This is a genomic window from Streptomyces sp. MMS24-W38 (assembly GCF_059889265.1).
The window spans coordinates 1,583,582-1,600,656 of the sequence record NZ_JCBCPP010000001.1; the positions used below are offsets into that span (position 1 = coordinate 1,583,582).

The window sequence follows — 17,075 nt, forward strand, 5'->3', positions numbered from 1 at the left end:
CGGGGTTGCCGCGGCGGGTCCGCCGGGTTACTGCGGCGGGTTGCCGTGCTTACGGGAGGGCAGGTCGGCGTGCTTGCTCTGGAGCATCGCCAGGGACCGGATCAGCACCTCGCGGGTCTCGGCGGGGTCGATGACGTCGTCGACCAGACCGCGTTCGGCCGCGTAGTAGGGGTGCATCAGCTCGGCCTTGTACTCCTTGACCATGCGCGCCCGCATGGCGTCCGGGTCCTCGGCGTCGGCGATCTGGCGGCGGAAGATGACGTTGGCCGCGCCCTCCGCGCCCATCACGGCGATCTCGTTGGTGGGCCAGGCGTAGGTGAGGTCGGCGCCGATGGACTGGCTGTCCATGACGATGTACGCGCCGCCGTACGCCTTGCGCAGGATCAGCGAGATCCTCGGCACGGTGGCGTTGCAGTAGGCGTAGAGCAGTTTGGCGCCGTGGCGGATGATGCCGCCGTGTTCCTGGTCGACGCCCGGGAGGAAGCCGGGGACGTCCAGGAAGGTGAGGATCGGGATGTTGAAGGCGTCGCACATCTGCACGAAGCGGGCGGCCTTCTCGGACGCCTCGATGTCGAGCACGCCCGCCAGCGTCTGGGGCTGGTTGGCGACGATGCCGACGACCTGGCCGTCCATCCGGGCCAGCGCGCAGATGATGTTGCGCGCCCAGCGCTCGTGGACCTCGAGGTACTCGCCGTCGTCGACGATCTCCTCGATGACCTTGGTCATGTCGTACGGGCGGTTGCCGTCGGCCGGGACCAGGTCCAGCAGGCTCTCGCCGCGGCGCTCCGCGGGGTCGGCGCTCTCGGCCCGCGGGGGGTTCTCGCGGTTGTTCTGCGGGAGCAGCGAGAGGAGGTAGCGCACCTCGGCGATGCACGTCTCCTCGTCGTCGTAGGCGAAGTGGCAGACACCGCTGGTCTCGGCGTGCACGTCCGCGCCGCCCAGGCCGTTCTGGGTGATCTCCTCACCGGTGACGGCCTTGACCACGTCCGGACCGGTGATGAACATCTGTGAGGTCTCGCGGACCATGAACACGAAGTCCGTCAGGGCAGGGCTGTAGGCCGCGCCGCCCGCACACGGGCCGAGCATCACGCTGATCTGCGGGATGACACCGGACGCCTTGGTGTTGCGCTGGAAGATACCCCCGTAGCCGGCGAGCGCCGAGACACCCTCCTGGATACGGGCGCCCGCGCCGTCGTTGAGGGAGACCAGCGGCGCACCCGCCGCGATGGCCATGTCCATGATCTTGTGGATCTTGGTGGCGTGGGCCTCGCCCAGCGCACCGCCGAAGATCCGGAAGTCATGGGCGTAGACGAAGACCGTACGGTCCTCCACCGTGCCCCAGCCGGTGATCACACCGTCGGAGTACGGCTTCTTGGCCTCCAGACCGAAGCCGGTCGCCCGGTGTCGGCGCAGCTGCTCGACCTCACGGAAGGAGCCCGGGTCAAGCAACAGTTCGATGCGCTCCCGCGCGGTCAGCTTGCCCTTGGCGTGCTGCGCCCGGGTCGCCTTCTCGCTCGGGCCGGCCAGCGCCTGCGCGCGAATCTCGTGCAGTTCGGCCACGCGTCCGCGCGCGTCGGTAGGCCCACCCAGCGCCTCATCCAAAACGGTCATGTAGTGACCTTACGAAGCTCACCCGGGAATGCGAGCCGTCGACTCCTCACAGTCTCCGAGGCGTTTTCCTGGTGCCACTGAACAGAACCGGGACGGCATGCAGGCGTTCCGACTGCTTGAAGGGCCTGCTGTCTGTAGGGTTCCAATAAAATTGGAGGCTGGGGTACCCCTCACACCCCCGCGCGGCACGGACCTCCCGGAGGGTGCGGCCCGACCCCGGCCGGGCGCCCTGCGCCCGGGGATTCGCCGGGCCCCTGGCGGTTTTCCGCCCGCACTCCAGGGCGTTCACGGATGTTCTTCCGGGGTTCACCCGTTCGGGTCGACCCACCCCCGCAGAGAGTAGCGGCTCGAGAGGGCGGACCGGTACGGGACATGAAGGGCGGGGTCGGAGGGGACCCGCCTTCGGCACCCTCGAAAGCACCCCCCGAAAGATGTTGAACTTTAAAGGGAATGTGTCTACAGTGGGTCACGTCGAAAGTGATTGAACGTTCAACGGGATCATTCGATCCCCGTCCCCAGGAGGAACACACCATGGGCATCTTCAGCCGCAAGAGCAACGAGACCGCGGCCGCCCCGGCCGCCGTGAGCCCGGCCCTGGCCGCCCTGACCGGCGACTACACGATCGACCCGGCGCACACCACCCTCGGTTTCGTCGCCCGGCACGCGATGGTCACCAACGTCAAGGGCAGCTTCCAGGACTTCACCGGCACGCTGCACCTGGACGGCTCCAACCCGTCCAACTCCACCGCCACCCTCGACGTGGTGATGGAGAGCATCGAGACGGGCAACGCCGACCGTGACGGTCACCTGAAGAGCTCGGACTTCTTCAAGACCGACGAGTTCCCGACGATGACGTTCCGCTCCACCAAGGCCGAAGCCCTCGGTGGGGACGACTACCGCATCACCGGTGACCTGACGATCCTCGGCACCACCAAGCCGCTCACCATCGACCTGGAGTTCAACGGCTCCGCCACCGACCCGTTCGGCAACCAGCGCGTCGGCTTCGAGGGCAAGGCCGAGATCCTGCGCTCCGAGTGGGGCCTGACCTGGAACGCGGCACTGGAGACGGGTGGCGTCCTGGTCTCCGACAAGATCAAGCTGAACTTCGACATCTCGGCGATCCGCAACGCCTGATCCGCCGACGGCGCGGCCCTGACCGCCGCCGCCCCTGAGCGCGCCCGCCCCCGGTACCCCCGTACGGGAGGGCGGGCGCTCGGCATGTCCGGACCTGCCCCCGGAACCGGGCGCGGACCCGGTGTCCTGCGTCTCCCCGTGGCCCGGCGCTCAGAACCCTCCGCCGAAGTCCCCGCCGCCGAAGTCTCCCCCGCCGAAGCCGCCGCCGAAGTCCCCGCTGTCGAAGTCGGCGCCGGAGACGTCTCCGCCCGTGTAGCCGCCGAAGTCTCCGTAGCCGGAACCGTAGTCGGCCGCGTAGGAGGGGCCGGCCATCATGCCGCCGAGCATCGTGCCGAGGAGCAGACCGGGCAGCAGGCCGCCGCCGAAGTAGCCGCCCGCCCAGGGGCCGTAGGCCGGGCCCGCCTCCCAGTAGGGGCGGCGGCCCAGGTCGGTGTCGACCTCGCGGACGGCCGGGTCGTGGCCGTCGGCCAGGCGGGTCCGGTCCGCCGCACAGACCGGGACCTCCCGCTCGGTGCCGCCGGGGGGTGTCCAGAGGGCGTCGGCGACCGAGGGGCCGTGGCGCGGGTCGAAGAAGCAGGGCGGCCTGCGCTCCGGCAGCGGCCGGCCCGCACGGCGGGCGTCGAGCCGCGCCAGCGCGAAGCGGCCGTCCTCCACGGCCTGGGTGACCGCGCGGACGTCCTCCGGCCTGCCGGCCGCGTCCATCAACCGCTTGGACTGCTCGTAGGAGTCCAGCGCGCGCTCGTAGTCGGCGCGCATGGCGTCGTCGGCGCCGGGCTCACCGGGGTGGAAGTCGAGCCGGTCGAGTTCCTCGCCGAACGCGGTGATGTCCTCGTCGACCACCACCCGCAGCTTCTCCAGCGCGGCCCGCTGCTCCGCAGCGTGCTCCATGGTCCGACGCCGGTTGCGCCGGGACACCGCGTACGCGCCCGCGCCGCCGGCGACCAGCAGGGTGCCGACGGTGATCAGTCCGCCGACGGGGACGCCGTCGGACCCGCCGCTCCAGGAACTCGGCGCCGAACCGCCGGTGTTGCGCAGCGCGTCGTCGACGAAGTCGTTCAGCTGGGCCTTGGCGTCCCCCGCGCCCTGCACGGCCGTGACCAGGTTCTGCACGCCCTGGCGGCTCAGCACGCTGCTGTCGGCGCGCGCGTCGAACCGGTCGCCGAGACGGATGCCGTACAGACCGGTGACGCCGGTCTCGGTGCGCAGGTTCCGGAAGAGGTTCTCGGTGGGGTAACCGGCCGGCAGGACCGCCACGAGGACGGGTTTGTCCGCGTCCTCGATCTTGTTCGCGAGGGCCTCGGCGTCCGATTCGGAAAGGACGTCCCTCGCCTCGGGATCGACGTAGACGGGACTCTCGCGCAGGGCCTGGGCCACGGCCGAGAGGTCGGTGGCCGCGTGAGCGCCCGGCGCCCCGGCCGTCAGAACCGCCAGCGCGGCGGCCACGGGCACGATCAGCAGGCGTACGAGGGTACGCGTCAGCGCCTCCTTCATATGTTCGAAGCTACCCGAACCGGACCGGAAACGGGCATCGGGCCCGGCAGGGGCCCCCGCGACGGCGCGGGGCCCCGCCGGGCCCGGTCCCCTCAGGCCGCCGGTTCGACCCCGGCCCGCAGCAGACCGTAGGTGTACGCGTCCTCCAGCGCCTGCCAGGACGCGGCGATGACGTTGTCCCCGACACCCAGGGTCGACCACTCCCCCGCACCGTCGGACGTGGAGATCAGGACCCGGGTGGTGGAGTGCGTGCCGTGCTTGCCCTCGAGGATGCGGACCTTGTAGTCGACCAGCTCCAGATTGGCGAGCTGCGGGTAGATCCGCTCCAGGGCTACGCGCAGGGCCCGGTCCAGGGCGTTGACCGGGCCGTTGCCCTCCGCCGTGGCGACGATGCGCTCGCTCTTGGCCCACAGTTTCACCGTGGCCTCGTTGGCGTGGGTGCCGTCGGGGCGGTCCTCGACGATCGCGCGCCAGGACTCGACGTCGAAGTACTTCAGCTGTCTGCCCTCGACCTCCGCGCGCAGCAGCAGTTCGAAGCTGGCGTCGGCTGCCTCGTACGTGTAGCCCTTGAGTTCGCGTTCCTTGACCCGCGCCACGACCCGGCCGACCAGTTCGCGGTCGTCTCCCAGGTCGATGCCGAGTTCCCTGCCCTTGAGCTCGATGGAGGCGCGGCCTGCCATGTCGGACACCAGCATCCGCATGGTGTTGCCGACCCGCTCGGGGTCGATGTGCTGGTACAGGTCCGGGTCGACCTTGATGGCGGAGGCGTGCAGACCGGCCTTGTGGGCGAAGGCGGAGACACCCACGTAGGGCTGGTGGGTGGACGGGGTCAGGTTGACCACCTCGGCGATGGCGTGCGAGATGCGCGTCATCTCCCGGAGCCGGCCCTCGGGCAGGACCTTCTTGGCGTACTTGAGCTCCAGCGCCGCCACCACCGGGAACAGGTTGGAGTTGCCGACGCGCTCGCCGTAGCCGTTGGCCGTGCACTGGACGTGGGTGGCGCCCGCGTCGACGGCGGCGAGGGTGTTGGCGACCGCGCACCCGGTGTCGTCCTGGGCGTGGATGCCGAGCCGGGCGCCGGTGTCGGCGAGCACCGTCGAGACCACGGCCTGGACCTGGGCGGGGAGCATGCCGCCGTTGGTGTCGCACAGGACCACGACGTCGGCACCGGCCTGCGCGGCCGTGCGGACGACCGACTTGGCGTACTCGGGGTTGGCGCGGTAGCCGTCGAAGAAGTGCTCGCAGTCGACGAACACCCGGCGGCCCTCGGCCTTGAGGAAGGCGACGGTGTCGCGGACCATCTCCAGGTTCTCGTCCAGGGTGGTGCGCAGGGCGAGCTCGACATGACGGTCGTGGGACTTGGCGACCAGCGTGATCACCTGCGCGCCGGAGGCGAGGAGCGCCCTGACCTGCGGGTCCTCGGCGGCGGTGGTGCCGGCGCGGCGGGTGGCGCCGAAGGCGACCAACTGGGCGTGCCGGAACTCGATCTCCTGCTGGGCACGGGCGAAGAACTCGGTGTCCCTCGGGTTCGCGCCCGGCCAGCCGCCCTCGATGAAGCCCACACCGAAGTCGTCCAGGTGCCGTGCGATGGCCAGCTTGTCGGCGACCGTGAGGTTGATGCCCTCGCGCTGGGCGCCGTCGCGCAGGGTGGTGTCGAAGACGTGGAACGAGTCGTCGGGCTCGCTGGTTGCGGTCATGGTCTGAAGGCTCCTGATGTTGGATCTCGGTCTACCGGAATGACCGGTTCCACCGTCCCCCCATGGTCCCTCGCGCCGGCTCCCCGGCTTCTGGTGGGCCAGGAAACAGAAAAACCTCTCGCGGGTGCGAGAGGTCTGCGCGCGGGTCGAGGACGACGATGTCCGCCTGTACGTTGTCGTAAGGGCGGTCACTGCGGACCGGCGCGCCTGCTGCCAATAATCATGGCGAACGAGAGCACGGGGGAAGTGTGGCACAACCCGGCCCGACGATCACCGTCCGTCTCAGGATGCGGGCGCTGGGTGTCCGCCCTTCGGCGATCGGACGAACCGCCCCTGCCGAACGGGCCGCCGCCGCGAGCGGGCCGCCGCGGACGGTGGTCCGGGCGGCCCTGCCGGGGCGGACGGGCGTCAGCCCAGGGGGTGCATCCAGCCCTGCTTGTCCTCGGCCGTGCCGCGCTGGATGTCGAGCAGGGCCTGGCGCAGGCGCAGGGTGACCTCGCCGGGCTCGCCGCCGCTCTGCTGCCACTCGCCACCGGCCCGCTTGACGGTGCCGACGGGAGTGATGACGGCCGCGGTGCCGCAGGCGAACACCTCGGTGAGGGTGCCGTTCTCGGAGTCGCGCTGCCACTGGTCGACCGAGACCCGCTCCTCGACGGCCTCGTAGCCGAGGTCGCGGGCGACGCTCAGCAGGGAGTCACGGGTGACGCCCTCCAGGATGGAGCCGGTGAGGGCCGGTGTGACGATCTTGTCGCCGTACACGAAGTACAGGTTCATGCCGCCGAGCTCCTCGACCCAGCTGTGCTCCACGGCGTCGAGGTAGCAGACCTGGTCGCAGCCCTTGGCCGCGGCCTCCGCCTGGGCGAGCAGCGAGGCGGCGTAGTTGCCGCCGGTCTTCGCGTCGCCCATGCCGCCGGGGACGGCGCGGACGCGGTCCTCGGAGACCCAGATGGAGACCGGCTTCACACCACCGGGGAAGTAGGCGCCGGCCGGGGAGGCGATCACCAGGAACAGGTACTCGTTGGCAGGCTTGACGCCCAGGCCGACCTCGGTGGCGATCATGAAGGGGCGCAGGTAGAGGGATTCCTCACCGCCGTGCGCCGGCACCCACGCCTTGTCCTGCCCGACCAGCGCGTCGCACGCCTCGAGGAACGTCTCGACCGGCAGCTCGGGCATCGCGAGGCGGCGGGCGGAGCGCTGGAAACGCTCGGCGTTCTTCTCCGGGCGGAAGGTGGCGACGGACCCGTCGGGCCTGCGGTAGGCCTTCAGGCCCTCGAAGATCTCCTGCGCGTAGTGCAGGACGTGGGTCGCCGGGTCGATGGGGATCGGCGCGTAGGGGACGAGCTGTCCGTCGTGCCAGCCCCGGCCCTCGGTCCACTTGATCGTCACCATGTGGTCGGTGAAGTGACGGCCGAACCCCGGGTCGGCCAGGATCGCCTCTCGCTCGGCGTCCGAGAGGGGGTGGGCGGAGGGCTTGAGCTCGATCGTGGGCGTCGTCATGAGTGGTTGTCCTTCACCGGTTGTAGTGACGGGCCGCGCTCACGCCCGTACGGCCGGTGGCCAGTGGTAGGACGTCCGAGCATTCCCTCATTCCGCGGCCCCGAGTTCGATTATCGCCCGGGGGCTGCGGCGGAGGGAACACGGGGTGAATGCGGCCCGGTGGTCGATGGTGGCACCCGGCGGGGACATGGGGAAGCCGCCGGGCGGTTGCGACCGGCGGCTTCGAATGGTGTCGAGTGCGCGCGCCCGGTCAGCCGGCTACGCGTACGGCGAGCGCGTCGCCGATCTCGGAGGTGCTGCGCGCGGGTAGATCTCCGCGCTCCGCGAGGTCGGCGGAGACGGCTTCCTCGATGCGGGCCGCCTCGGCGTCGTGGCCGAGGTGGCGCAGGAGGAGGGCGACGGAGAGAACCGTGGCGCTCGGGTCCGCCTTGCCCTGGCCGGCGATGTCCGGGGCCGAGCCGTGCACGGGCTCGAACATCGACGGGAACTCGCCGGACGGGTTGATGTTCCCGCTCGCGGCGACGCCGATGCCGCCGGAGACGGCCGCGGCGAGGTCGGTGATGATGTCACCGAAGAGGTTGTCGGTGACGATCACGTCGAAACGCTCGGGCTGGGTGACGAGGTAGATCGTCGCGGCGTCGACGTGGATGTAGTCGGTGGTGACCTCGGGGTGCTCCGCGGCCACCTTGTTGAAGACGTTCGTCCACAGGTGGCCGGCGAAGGTCAGCACGTTGTTCTTGTGGACCAGCGTGAGCTTCTTGCGCGGGCGGGCCTGGGCGCGGGCGAAGGCGTCACGCACGACACGCTCGACACCGTAGGCCGTGTTGACGGAGACCTCGGTGGCGACCTCGTGCTCGGTGCCCTTGCGGATGGTGCCGCCGTTGCCGGTGTACGGGCCCTCGGTGCCCTCCCGGACCACGACGAAGTCGATCTCCGGCTGCCCCGCGAGCGGCGTGGACACACCCGGCAGGAGCTTCGACGGCCGCAGGTTGACGTGGTGGTCGAAGGCGAAGCGGAGCTTGAGCAGGAAGCCGCGCTCCAGAACCCCGGAGGGGACGCTCGGATCGCCGATGGCACCGAGCAGGATGGCGTCGTGCTGCTTCAGCGCGTCGAGGTCGGCGTCGGTGAGGGTCTCACCGGTGGCGTGGTAACGCCGCGCGCCGAAGTCGTACTCCCTGGTCTCCAGCTTCACATCCTGCGGAAGGACGGCGGAGAGGACCTTGAGACCTTCGGTCACGACCTCCTGGCCGATGCCGTCACCGGGGATCACTGCGAGATTGATGCTGCGAGACATGCGGGCACCCTACTCCTCGTCCCATGCTCTGACACGAGCCGTCCGGGATGCGGACACCCGCATGAGGGGATCGCCGACCGGGACCGCCCGGAGCGGCTCAGTGGCCGGTCGAACCGCCGTTGTCCCGGCGGTCGAGGGCACGCTGGAGGGCGGCCGCGGCGTTCTTGCGGTCGGACTCGCTCGTACGGGAGGCGTGGCGGACGCGGCGGCGGACAGCGGTCTCGGGCATGGGAATCGACTCCTTCGACAAGCCTGGTGAGACGGGAATGCGGAGGGGAAACGCGTCACCGGAAGGGGCGGGGAGCGGGGGCCGCAGGGATTGCCTGCACGGGGCCCGGCTCACGACCGCCGTTCGCTTGGTCGAGCGAGACGTTCGGCTCCTACAAAACTAAGGGCGTGCGGGGCATCTGTCTGCACAATTACTCGGACTTCCTACTATCTGAGACAGTGGACCACGTCACACCCCCGCGACCTGCGAAAACGCCGGACGGGCCAGGTCCGTACGACCTGGCCCGTCCGACGGGGCAGCGGCAGCGGGTACGAAGGCCCCGGTGCCGGGGGGCGTCAGCCCATGTGCGGGTACGTGTAGTCGGTCGGCGGGACCAGCGTCTCCTTGATGGCACGGGTCAGGGTCCAGCGCATCAGGTTCTGCGGGGCGCCGGCCTTGTCGTTGGTGCCGGAGGCGCGACCGCCGCCGAAGGGCTGCTGGCCGACGACGGCACCGGTCGACTTGTCGTTGATGTAGAAGTTGCCGGCCGCGTAGCGCAGCTTCTCCATCGTGTACGCGGCGGCCGCGCGGTCGTTCGCGATGACCGAGCCGGTCAGCGCGTAGTCGGACACCGCCTCCATCTGGGTCAGCATCTCGTCGTACTTCTCGGCTGAGCTGTCGTCGTAGACGTGCACGGCGAGGAACGGACCGAAGTACTCGGTGCGGAAGACCTCGTTGTCCGGGTCGTCGCACTCGACGACGGTCGGACGGACGAAGTAGCCGACGGAGTCGTCGTAGCTGCCGCCCGCGACGATCGTGCAGGACGGGTCCTCGTTGGCGCGGTCGATCGCGGCCTTGTTCTTGGCGAAGGACCGCTCGTCGATGACGGCGCCGATGAAGTTGGACAGGTCGGTGACGTCACCCATCTTGATGCCGTCGACCTCGGCCGCGAACTCCTCCTTGAACCCGGAGTTCCAGATGGACGCCGGGATGTACGCGCGGGAGGTCGCCGAGCACTTCTGGCCCTGGTACTCGAAGGCACCGCGGGTCAGCGCCGTCTTGAGGATCGCGCGGTCGGCCGACGGGTGGGCGACGACGAAGTCCTTGCCGCCGGTCTCACCGACCAGCCGCGGGTAGGTGCGGTACTTCTCGATGTTGTTGCCGACCGTCTTCCACAGGTGCTGGAAGGTCTTGGTCGAGCCCGTGAAGTGAATGCCCGCCAGGTCCCGGTGCTCGAGCGCGACCTCGGAGACCTCGATGCCGTCACCGGTGACGAGGTTGATGACGCCCTTGGGCAGTCCGGCCTCCTCCAGCAGCCGCATCAGCAGCACGGCGGCGTGGGTCTGGGTCGGGGAGGGCTTCCAGACCACGACGTTGCCCATCAGCGCGGGCGCGGTGGGCAGGTTGGCGGCGATCGCACTGAAGTTGAACGGCGTGATCGCGTAGACGAAGCCCTCCAGCGGGCGGTGGTCCATGCGGTTCCACACGCCCGGCGAGTTGGCCGGGGGCTGCTCGGCCAGGATGCCGCGCGCGTAGTGGACGTTGAACCGCCAGAAGTCGATCAGCTCGCAGGGGCTGTCGATCTCGGCCTGCTGGGCGGTCTTGGACTGGCCCAGCATGGTGGAGGCGGCGATGGTCTCGCGCCAGGGGCCCGAGAGCAGTTCGGCGGCGCGCAGGATGATCGCCGCGCGGTCGTCGAAGGACATCGCGCGCCAGGCGGGGGCGGCGGCCAGGGCGGCGTCGATCGCGTCCTGGGCGTCCTGCCGGGTGGCGTTGGCGTAGGTGCCAAGACGTGCCTTGTGGTTGTGCGGCTGCACGACGTCGAAGCGCTCGCCGCCGCCCATCCTCTTCTCGCCGCCGATGGTGCAGGGAAGGTCGACCGGGTTGTCGGCCAGTTCCTTGAGCTTGGCCTCCAGCCGGGCGCGTTCGGCCGAGCCGGGGGCGTAGCCGTGCACCGGCTCGTTGACGGGCGTGGGGACCTGGGTCACAGCGTCCATTGTTTCCGTACTCCTTGACTTGAGCGGTGAGTGGGTGAGCGGTGGTGCTCGGGCTCAGCCCTTGCTGACCATCGAGCGCAGGAAGAAGCGCAGGTTCGCCGGCTTCTCCGCCAGACGGCGCATGAAGTAGCCGTACCAGTCGGTGCCGTAGGCCGTGTAGACCCGCATGCGGTGGCCTTCGGCGGCCAGGCGCAGGTGCTCGTCGCCGCGGATGCCGTAGAGCATCTGGAACTCGTACTCGTCGGTCTTGCGTCCGGCGCCGCGCGCCAGCTCCTGGGCGATGGAGATCAGACGCGGGTCGTGGGACCCGATCATCGGGTACCCCTCGCCCTCCATCAGGGTCCGCAGGACGCGCACGTACGCCTTGTCGATCTCGTGCTTCTGCTGGTAGGCGACCTCGGCGGGCTCCTTGTAGGCGCCCTTCACCAACCGTACGCGACTGCCGTCGGCGGCGAGGCGGCGCGCGTCGGCCTCGGTGCGGAAGAGGTAGGCCTGGATGACGCAGCCGGTCTGCGGGAAGTCCTTCCGCAGCTCCTCGTGGATGGCGAACATCGAGTCGAGGGTGGTGTGGTCCTCGGCGTCGAGGGTGACGGTGGTGCCGATCGCGGCGGCGGCCTCGACGACCGGGCGGACGTTGGCGAGCGCCAGTTCATGGCCGCCGGGGAGCGCCTGGCCGAACATCGACAGCTTCACCGACATCTCGGCGCGGGTGCCGAGCTCCAGCGGCGCGAGCCTGCGGACCAGTTCCAGGTAGGCGTCGCGGGCGGCGGATGCCTGGCCGGGGGTCGTGATGTCCTCGCCGACGACGTCCATGGTCAGTTCGAGACCGCTGCCGGTGAGCCCCTGGATGACGGGCAGGATCTCGTCGACGGTCTCCCCGGGGATGAAACGGTCGACGACCTGCTTGGTCACCGGGGCCGCCGAGACCAGGCGTCGCATCCGGTCGCTGCGCGACGCGGCGAGAATCACGGGACCCAGCACGGGCACCTCCACAAGCTGCGAGACGGCCGCTGCCCGACGTTTCGGGTACGGCACGGAGAACCACCGTGAAACCTAGGGATTCCTTCGAGCGTGAGCCATCGACAGCTGTCACGCATCCGTGCCGTCGATCTCAGACAGTTGTATGAAGGCCGCGCGGTTCTGCGGGACAATGCGGGGGTGACGTCGGAACGCAGGGGCGAGTACCAGGAGCTGGTGGACGAGATCTCGGAGCTGCTCGGCGCTCCGGCGACCCTGGAGAACCGTGACTTCGAGCTGATCGCCTTCGGCGCGTACGACAGCGAGGGCGACCTCGATCCGTCCGTGCTGGACCCGGTGCGGACCCGCTCGATCCTCACCCGTCGCTCGACGGCCGCCGTCCGGGCCTGGTTCGAGGGTTTCGGCATCACCCGCGCGACCGGTCCGGTCCGGGTCCCGAGAACCCCGGAGGCCGGCGTGCACCGGGGTCGTATCTGCCTGCCGGTACGCCACAAGGGTGTCGTCCTCGGCTACGTCTGGCTGCTGGACTACGACCCGGGCCCCTCCGAGGGGCAGCTGAGCGCGGCCATGGGTGTGGCGGCCCGGATCGGGGCGCTGCTCGCCGACGAGGCGCAGCACGGCGCAGACCTGACCCGCGAGCTGCGGGCCGTCCTCAGTGCGGAACGCGACTGGCAGCGCGACATGGCGGTCGCCGAACTCCGTACCGCCCTCGGTGGCCGCGCCGACGGCCCGCACACCATGGTCTGTGTGGCCCCGTGGCCCTCCGCCGACCCCGAGGACGCCCCGTCGGTCCGTACGGTGCCGGGCGCGACGGCGCTGTGCACCCTGCCGTGGGGGGCCTCGGACGTGTCGCTGGCGCTGCTGCTGCGGCTGCGCGCGTCCGACGTGCTGACCCCGGCGACGACTGCCGCCTCGCGGCTCCTGGAACGGGCGCACGGGAGCGGCCCCGGACACCGGGACGGGGCGGTCGGCGCGCGGGAGGGCCAAGGCGGCCGTTCCGGTCCCGCCGTGGCCGCCGGGATCGCCGCGCCCCGCTCCGGCCTCGCCGAACTCGACGTCGCCTGGGACGAGGCATCGGCGGCGGCCCGCGCCGCCCTGGCCGAGCCCCGGCTCGGCCCGGCGGCCCGGTGGACCTCGATCGGCCCCTACCGGCTCCTGACCGCGCTCCCCGCGCGGGCCGCCCACGACCCCGTCGTCGGCCCGCTGCTCGCCCCGGCACACCGGGAACTCGCCCGCACCGCCGAGACCTATCTCGACTGCGCGGGCCAGGCCGGCCGCACGGCCGCCGAACTGGGCGTCCACCGGCAGACCCTGTACTACCGCCTGTCCCGCGTCGAGCAGCTCACCGGCCTCGACCTGGACGACGGCGAGGACCGGCTCCTGCTGCACATGGCGCTGAAGGCGCACCGCCTGTGATCACCGGGAGGCGCGTCGGTGCCGGGTGACGGTCTCGTTCACCCGGCCGACGGGAAAGGCGCCGGGCGGCCGAGAACGTTCTCGGCCGCCCGGCGCCTTTCAGTCCGAACGGGGACCCGGGGGCGGGGGGATCAGACCAGCTCCACCGAGCGGGCGGACGTCGCGCCGATCTCCGCCGCGACCTCGGCCAGCACCGCGGAGGGGACCGTGTCGTCGACCGTCAGGACCGCGAGGGCCTCGCCGCCGACCGCCGCGCGCGCGACCTGCATGCCGGCGATGTTGATGCCCGCCTCGCCGAAGATCCGGCCCACGGTGCCGACGACACCCGGACGGTCCTCGTAGCGGAGCACGGCCATGTGGTCCGCGAGCGCGAGGTCCACGTCGTAGTCGCCGACCGCGACGATCTTCTGGACGTTCTTGTGTCCGGCCAGCGTGCCGGAGACCGCGATCTCCTCGCCGTCGGCGAGGGTGCCGCGCACGGTGACCACGTTGCGGTGGTCGGCCGACTCGGAGCTGGTGGTCAGCCGCACCTCGACGCCCCGCTCCTGGGCGAACAGGGGCGCGTTCACATAGGACACCGTCTCGTCGACGACGTCCTCGAAGACGCCCTTGAGTGCGGAGAGCTCCAGTACCTTCACGTCGTGCTGGGTGATCTCGCCGTACACCTCGACGTCGAGGCGCACCGCGACCTCACCGGCGAGCGCGGTGAAGATCCGGCCCAGGCGCTCGGCGAGCGGCAGGCCCGGCTTGACGTCCTCGGCGATGACCCCGCCCTGCACGTTCACCGCGTCCGGGACCAGCTCACCGGCGAGCGCGAGGCGCACCGAGCGGGCGACGGCGATGCCGGCCTTCTCCTGGGCCTCGTCGGTGGAGGCACCGAGGTGCGGGGTGCACACGACCTGGTCGAACTCGAAGAGCGGGGAGTCCGTGCAGGGCTCCTTGGCGTACACGTCGAGGCCGGCGCCGGCGACGCGGCCCTCCTTGAGCGCCGCGTACAGCGCCTCCTCGTCGACGATGCCGCCGCGCGCGGCGTTGATGACGCGCACGCCCGGCTTGACCTTGCGCAGCGCCTCGTCGCCGATCAGGCCGAGCGTCTCGGGGGTCTTGGGCAGGTGGACGGTGATGAAGTCGGAGACCTGGAGCAGCTCGTCCAGCGACAGCACCTTCACGCCCATCTGTGCGGCCCGCGCGGGCTGCACGTAGGGGTCGTAGGCGACGATCTTCATGCCGAAGGCGGACATGCGCTGCGCGACGAGGGCGCCGATCCGCCCCAGCCCCACGACTCCGAGGGTCTTCTCGGCGAGCTCGACGCCCGTGTACTTGCTGCGCTTCCACTCGTGGTTCTTCAGCGCGGCGTTGGCCTGCGGAATGTTGCGCGCGGTGGCGACGATCAGACCGCAGGCGAGTTCCGCGGCGGTCACGATGTTCGAGGTGGGGGCGTTGACCACCATCACGCCCGCCTTGGTGGCGGCGGAGACGTCGACGTTGTCCAGGCCGACGCCGGCCCGCGCGACGACCTTGAGCTTCTTCGCGGCGGCGATGGCCTCGGCGTCGACCTTGGTGGCGGAACGGATCAGGATCGCGTCCACGGTGGCGACGGCGGACAGGAGCTCCGCCCGGTCCGCGCCGTTGCAGTGGCGGATCTCGAAGTCCGGGCCGAGCGCGTCCACGGTCGCGGGCGACAGCTCTTCGGCGATGAGTACGACAGGTTTCGAGCTCACGTGAGTCCTCACATGTCCATGGGGGCACCGCCCGTGCGCGGGTGGCGCTACGGGGGAGGACGGCCGTCCCGACGGCCGCATGCGGTGGAGGGGAGCGGCGCCGGGGTGGCCTGCATTCCTCGGTGTCGCTTAGCCGCGTGGAAGACGCACGACGCTGTGGGCCTGACGCGTATGTCTCAGCAGTGTAGTGGCGCCGGGGCATCGTCCTGCGTCACTGCGGAAGGATCATCCGGAAGTGGCCGGGCAGGCCTGCCGACGAAGAATCCAGCCCCTGTGGCTTTGGAGATACGGGGGTGTGGGGCGAAGTCTCCGCGACGGCGTCGGCGGGGCCGGGGCGGCCCGGGCACGGCGCCGTCGCGGAGTGCTCGGCTCACGCGTCTTCGTTGACCCAGCTCATCAGCTTGCGCAGCTCCTTGCCGGTGGTCTCCAGGAGGTGCTCGGAGTCCTGCTTCTTGTACTCGTTGTACTTCTTCAGACCGCCGTGGTACTCGTCCATCCACTGCTGGGCGAAGGTGCCGTCCTGGATCTCGGCGAGGACCTTCTTCATCTCGGCCTTGGTGGCGTCGGTGATGATCCGCGGGCCGGTGACGTAGTCGCCCCACTCGGCGGTCTCGGAGATCGACCAGCGCATCTTCTCCAGGCCGCCCTCGTACATGAGGTCGACGATCAGCTTCAGCTCGTGCAGGCACTCGAAGTATGCGATCTCCGGCTGGTAGCCCGCCTCGGTCAGCGTCTCGAAGCCCGCCTTGACCAGTGCCGCGGTGCCACCGCAGAGGACGGCCTGCTCACCGAACAGGTCGGTCTCGGTCTCCTCGGTGAAGGTGGTCTTGATGACGCCGGCGCGGGTGCCGCCGATGCCCTTGGCGTACGACAGGGCCAGCGCGAAGGCGTTGCCCGTGGCGTCCTGCTCGACGGCGGCGATGCAGGGAACGCCGCGGCCCTCCTCGTACTGGCGGCGCACCAGGTGGCCCGGGCCCTTGGGGGCGACCATGCAGACGTCCACGCCGGCCGGGGGCTTGATGAAGCCGTAGCGGATGTTCAGGCCGTGACCGAAGAACAGGGCGTCGCCGTCCTTCAGGTTGTCCTTGATGTGCTCCTCGTAGACCTGGGCCTGGATCGGGTCCGGGACCAGGATCATGATGACGTCGGCCTCGGCGGCGGCCTCGGACGGGGTCACCACGCGCAGGCCCTGCTCCTCGGCCTTGGCCTTGGACTTGGAGCTCTCGTGCAGACCGACACGGACGTCGACACCCGAGTCACGGAGCGACAGGGCGTGGGCGTGGCCCTGGCTGCCGTAACCGATGACCGCGACCTTGCGGCCCTGGATGATGGACAGGTCGGCGTCGGCGTCGTAGAACAGCTCGGCCACTTTGGGTTCTCTCCTTGTGTGCGGGTGTCACGTCCCACCGTATGACGGTGAGGGGACGGGAAGTTTCGGGGTCTCGGAATACGGGCGGCCGGGAGTGTCGCCGACCGCCCCGTTCCGTCTTACGCCGACCGGTCGAGAGCGCGCAGCGACCGGTCGGTGATCGAACGGGCACCGCGTCCGATCGCGATCGTCCCGGACTGGACCAGCTCCTTGATGCCGAACGGTTCCAGCATCTTGAGCATGGCGGACAGCTTGTCGCTGCTGCCGGTGGCCTCGATGGTGACGGCCTCCGGGGAGACGTCCACGGTCTTGGCGCGGAACAGCTGGACGATCTCGACGATCTGGGAACGCGTCTCGTTGTCGGCGCGCACCTTCACCAGGACGAGTTCGCGCTGGACGGCCTGCGACGGCTCGAGTTCGACGATCTTCAGAACGTTGACGAGCTTGTTGAGCTGCTTGGTCACCTGCTCCAGCGGGAACTCCTCGACGCTCACCACGATGGTGATGCGGGAGATGTCGGGGTGCTCGGTGACGCCGACGGCGAGCGAGTCGATGTTGAAGCCGCGGCGGGAGAACAGCGCGGCGATCCGGGCCAGGATGCCGGGGGTGTTCTCCACCAGGACGGAGAGCGTGTGCTTGGACATGATCTCTTGGGTCTCTCT

General features: G+C 70.2%; 13 protein-coding genes. 2 read left to right on the forward strand and 11 right to left on the reverse strand.

The features are described from left to right. Nucleotides 1-27: 27 nt before the first annotated feature. Nucleotides 28-1,611, reverse strand: a complete 1,584-nt coding sequence (locus AC6F7H_RS05870; RefSeq protein ID WP_500755652.1) for an acyl-CoA carboxylase subunit beta — start codon at nucleotides 1,609-1,611, stop codon at nucleotides 28-30. 531 nt (nucleotides 1,612-2,142) lie between these two features. Between AC6F7H_RS05870 and AC6F7H_RS05875 the strand changes: the two genes are divergently transcribed. Then, complete coding sequence (locus AC6F7H_RS05875) at nucleotides 2,143-2,745, forward strand: YceI family protein (RefSeq protein WP_500755653.1); 603 nt, start codon at nucleotides 2,143-2,145, stop codon at nucleotides 2,743-2,745. Nucleotides 2,746-2,895: 150 nt separating this feature from the next. Here the strand turns inward: AC6F7H_RS05875 and AC6F7H_RS05880 are convergent, their stop codons facing one another. The 7 genes from AC6F7H_RS05880 to AC6F7H_RS05910 all read right to left on the reverse strand — a co-directional run bounded on the left by AC6F7H_RS05880 (nucleotide 2,896) and on the right by AC6F7H_RS05910 (nucleotide 11,910). Beyond that, nucleotides 2,896-4,236, reverse strand: a complete 1,341-nt coding sequence (locus tag AC6F7H_RS05880; RefSeq protein WP_500755654.1) for a hypothetical protein — start codon at nucleotides 4,234-4,236, stop codon at nucleotides 2,896-2,898. Between the two features lie 92 nt (nucleotides 4,237-4,328). Further along, nucleotides 4,329-5,933 carry a citramalate synthase gene (cimA, locus tag AC6F7H_RS05885; RefSeq protein WP_500755655.1) on the reverse strand — a complete coding sequence of 535 codons (1,605 nt, stop codon included), beginning with the start codon at nucleotides 5,931-5,933 and terminating at the stop codon, nucleotides 4,329-4,331. 408 nt (nucleotides 5,934-6,341) lie between these two features. Further along, entirely contained in the window at nucleotides 6,342-7,430 is a 1,089-nt protein-coding gene (locus tag AC6F7H_RS05890; RefSeq protein ID WP_500755656.1) for a branched-chain amino acid aminotransferase, read from the reverse strand. A gap of 250 nt (nucleotides 7,431-7,680) precedes the next feature. Further along, nucleotides 7,681-8,724, reverse strand: a complete 1,044-nt coding sequence (locus AC6F7H_RS05895) for a 3-isopropylmalate dehydrogenase (RefSeq protein ID WP_500755658.1) — start codon at nucleotides 8,722-8,724, stop codon at nucleotides 7,681-7,683. Nucleotides 8,725-8,821: 97 nt separating this feature from the next. Further along, nucleotides 8,822-8,953: a hypothetical protein gene (locus AC6F7H_RS05900; protein WP_272932900.1), complete on the reverse strand. Its 132-nt coding sequence runs from the start codon at nucleotides 8,951-8,953 to the stop codon at nucleotides 8,822-8,824. Nucleotides 8,954-9,288: 335 nt separating this feature from the next. Then, the gene (gene pruA, locus AC6F7H_RS05905; RefSeq protein WP_500755659.1) at nucleotides 9,289-10,929 is read right to left on the reverse strand and encodes an L-glutamate gamma-semialdehyde dehydrogenase; all 1,641 of its coding nucleotides are present in this window, start codon (nucleotides 10,927-10,929) and stop codon (nucleotides 9,289-9,291) included. A 54-nt stretch (nucleotides 10,930-10,983) separates the two neighbouring features. Further along, on the reverse strand, nucleotides 10,984-11,910 hold the full coding sequence (locus tag AC6F7H_RS05910) for a proline dehydrogenase family protein (protein ID WP_500755661.1): 927 nt from the start codon (nucleotides 11,908-11,910) through the stop codon (nucleotides 10,984-10,986). Between the two features lie 177 nt (nucleotides 11,911-12,087). Between AC6F7H_RS05910 and AC6F7H_RS05915 the strand changes: the two genes are divergently transcribed. Further along, nucleotides 12,088-13,323: a PucR family transcriptional regulator gene (locus AC6F7H_RS05915; protein WP_500755662.1), complete on the forward strand. Its 1,236-nt coding sequence runs from the start codon at nucleotides 12,088-12,090 to the stop codon at nucleotides 13,321-13,323. 131 nt (nucleotides 13,324-13,454) lie between these two features. Here the strand turns inward: AC6F7H_RS05915 and serA are convergent, their stop codons facing one another. From serA to ilvN, 3 genes are all read right to left on the reverse strand, one after another. After that, nucleotides 13,455-15,044: a phosphoglycerate dehydrogenase gene (gene serA, locus AC6F7H_RS05920; protein ID WP_500755663.1), complete on the reverse strand. Its 1,590-nt coding sequence runs from the start codon at nucleotides 15,042-15,044 to the stop codon at nucleotides 13,455-13,457. A gap of 370 nt (nucleotides 15,045-15,414) precedes the next feature. Continuing rightward, the gene (gene ilvC, locus AC6F7H_RS05925) at nucleotides 15,415-16,413 is read right to left on the reverse strand and encodes a ketol-acid reductoisomerase (protein WP_500755665.1); all 999 of its coding nucleotides are present in this window, start codon (nucleotides 16,411-16,413) and stop codon (nucleotides 15,415-15,417) included. A 119-nt stretch (nucleotides 16,414-16,532) separates the two neighbouring features. Further along, nucleotides 16,533-17,057, reverse strand: coding sequence for an acetolactate synthase small subunit (gene ilvN, locus AC6F7H_RS05930; protein ID WP_202276102.1), 525 nt, complete (start codon nucleotides 17,055-17,057; stop codon nucleotides 16,533-16,535). Between the last annotated feature and the right edge of the window lie 18 nt (nucleotides 17,058-17,075).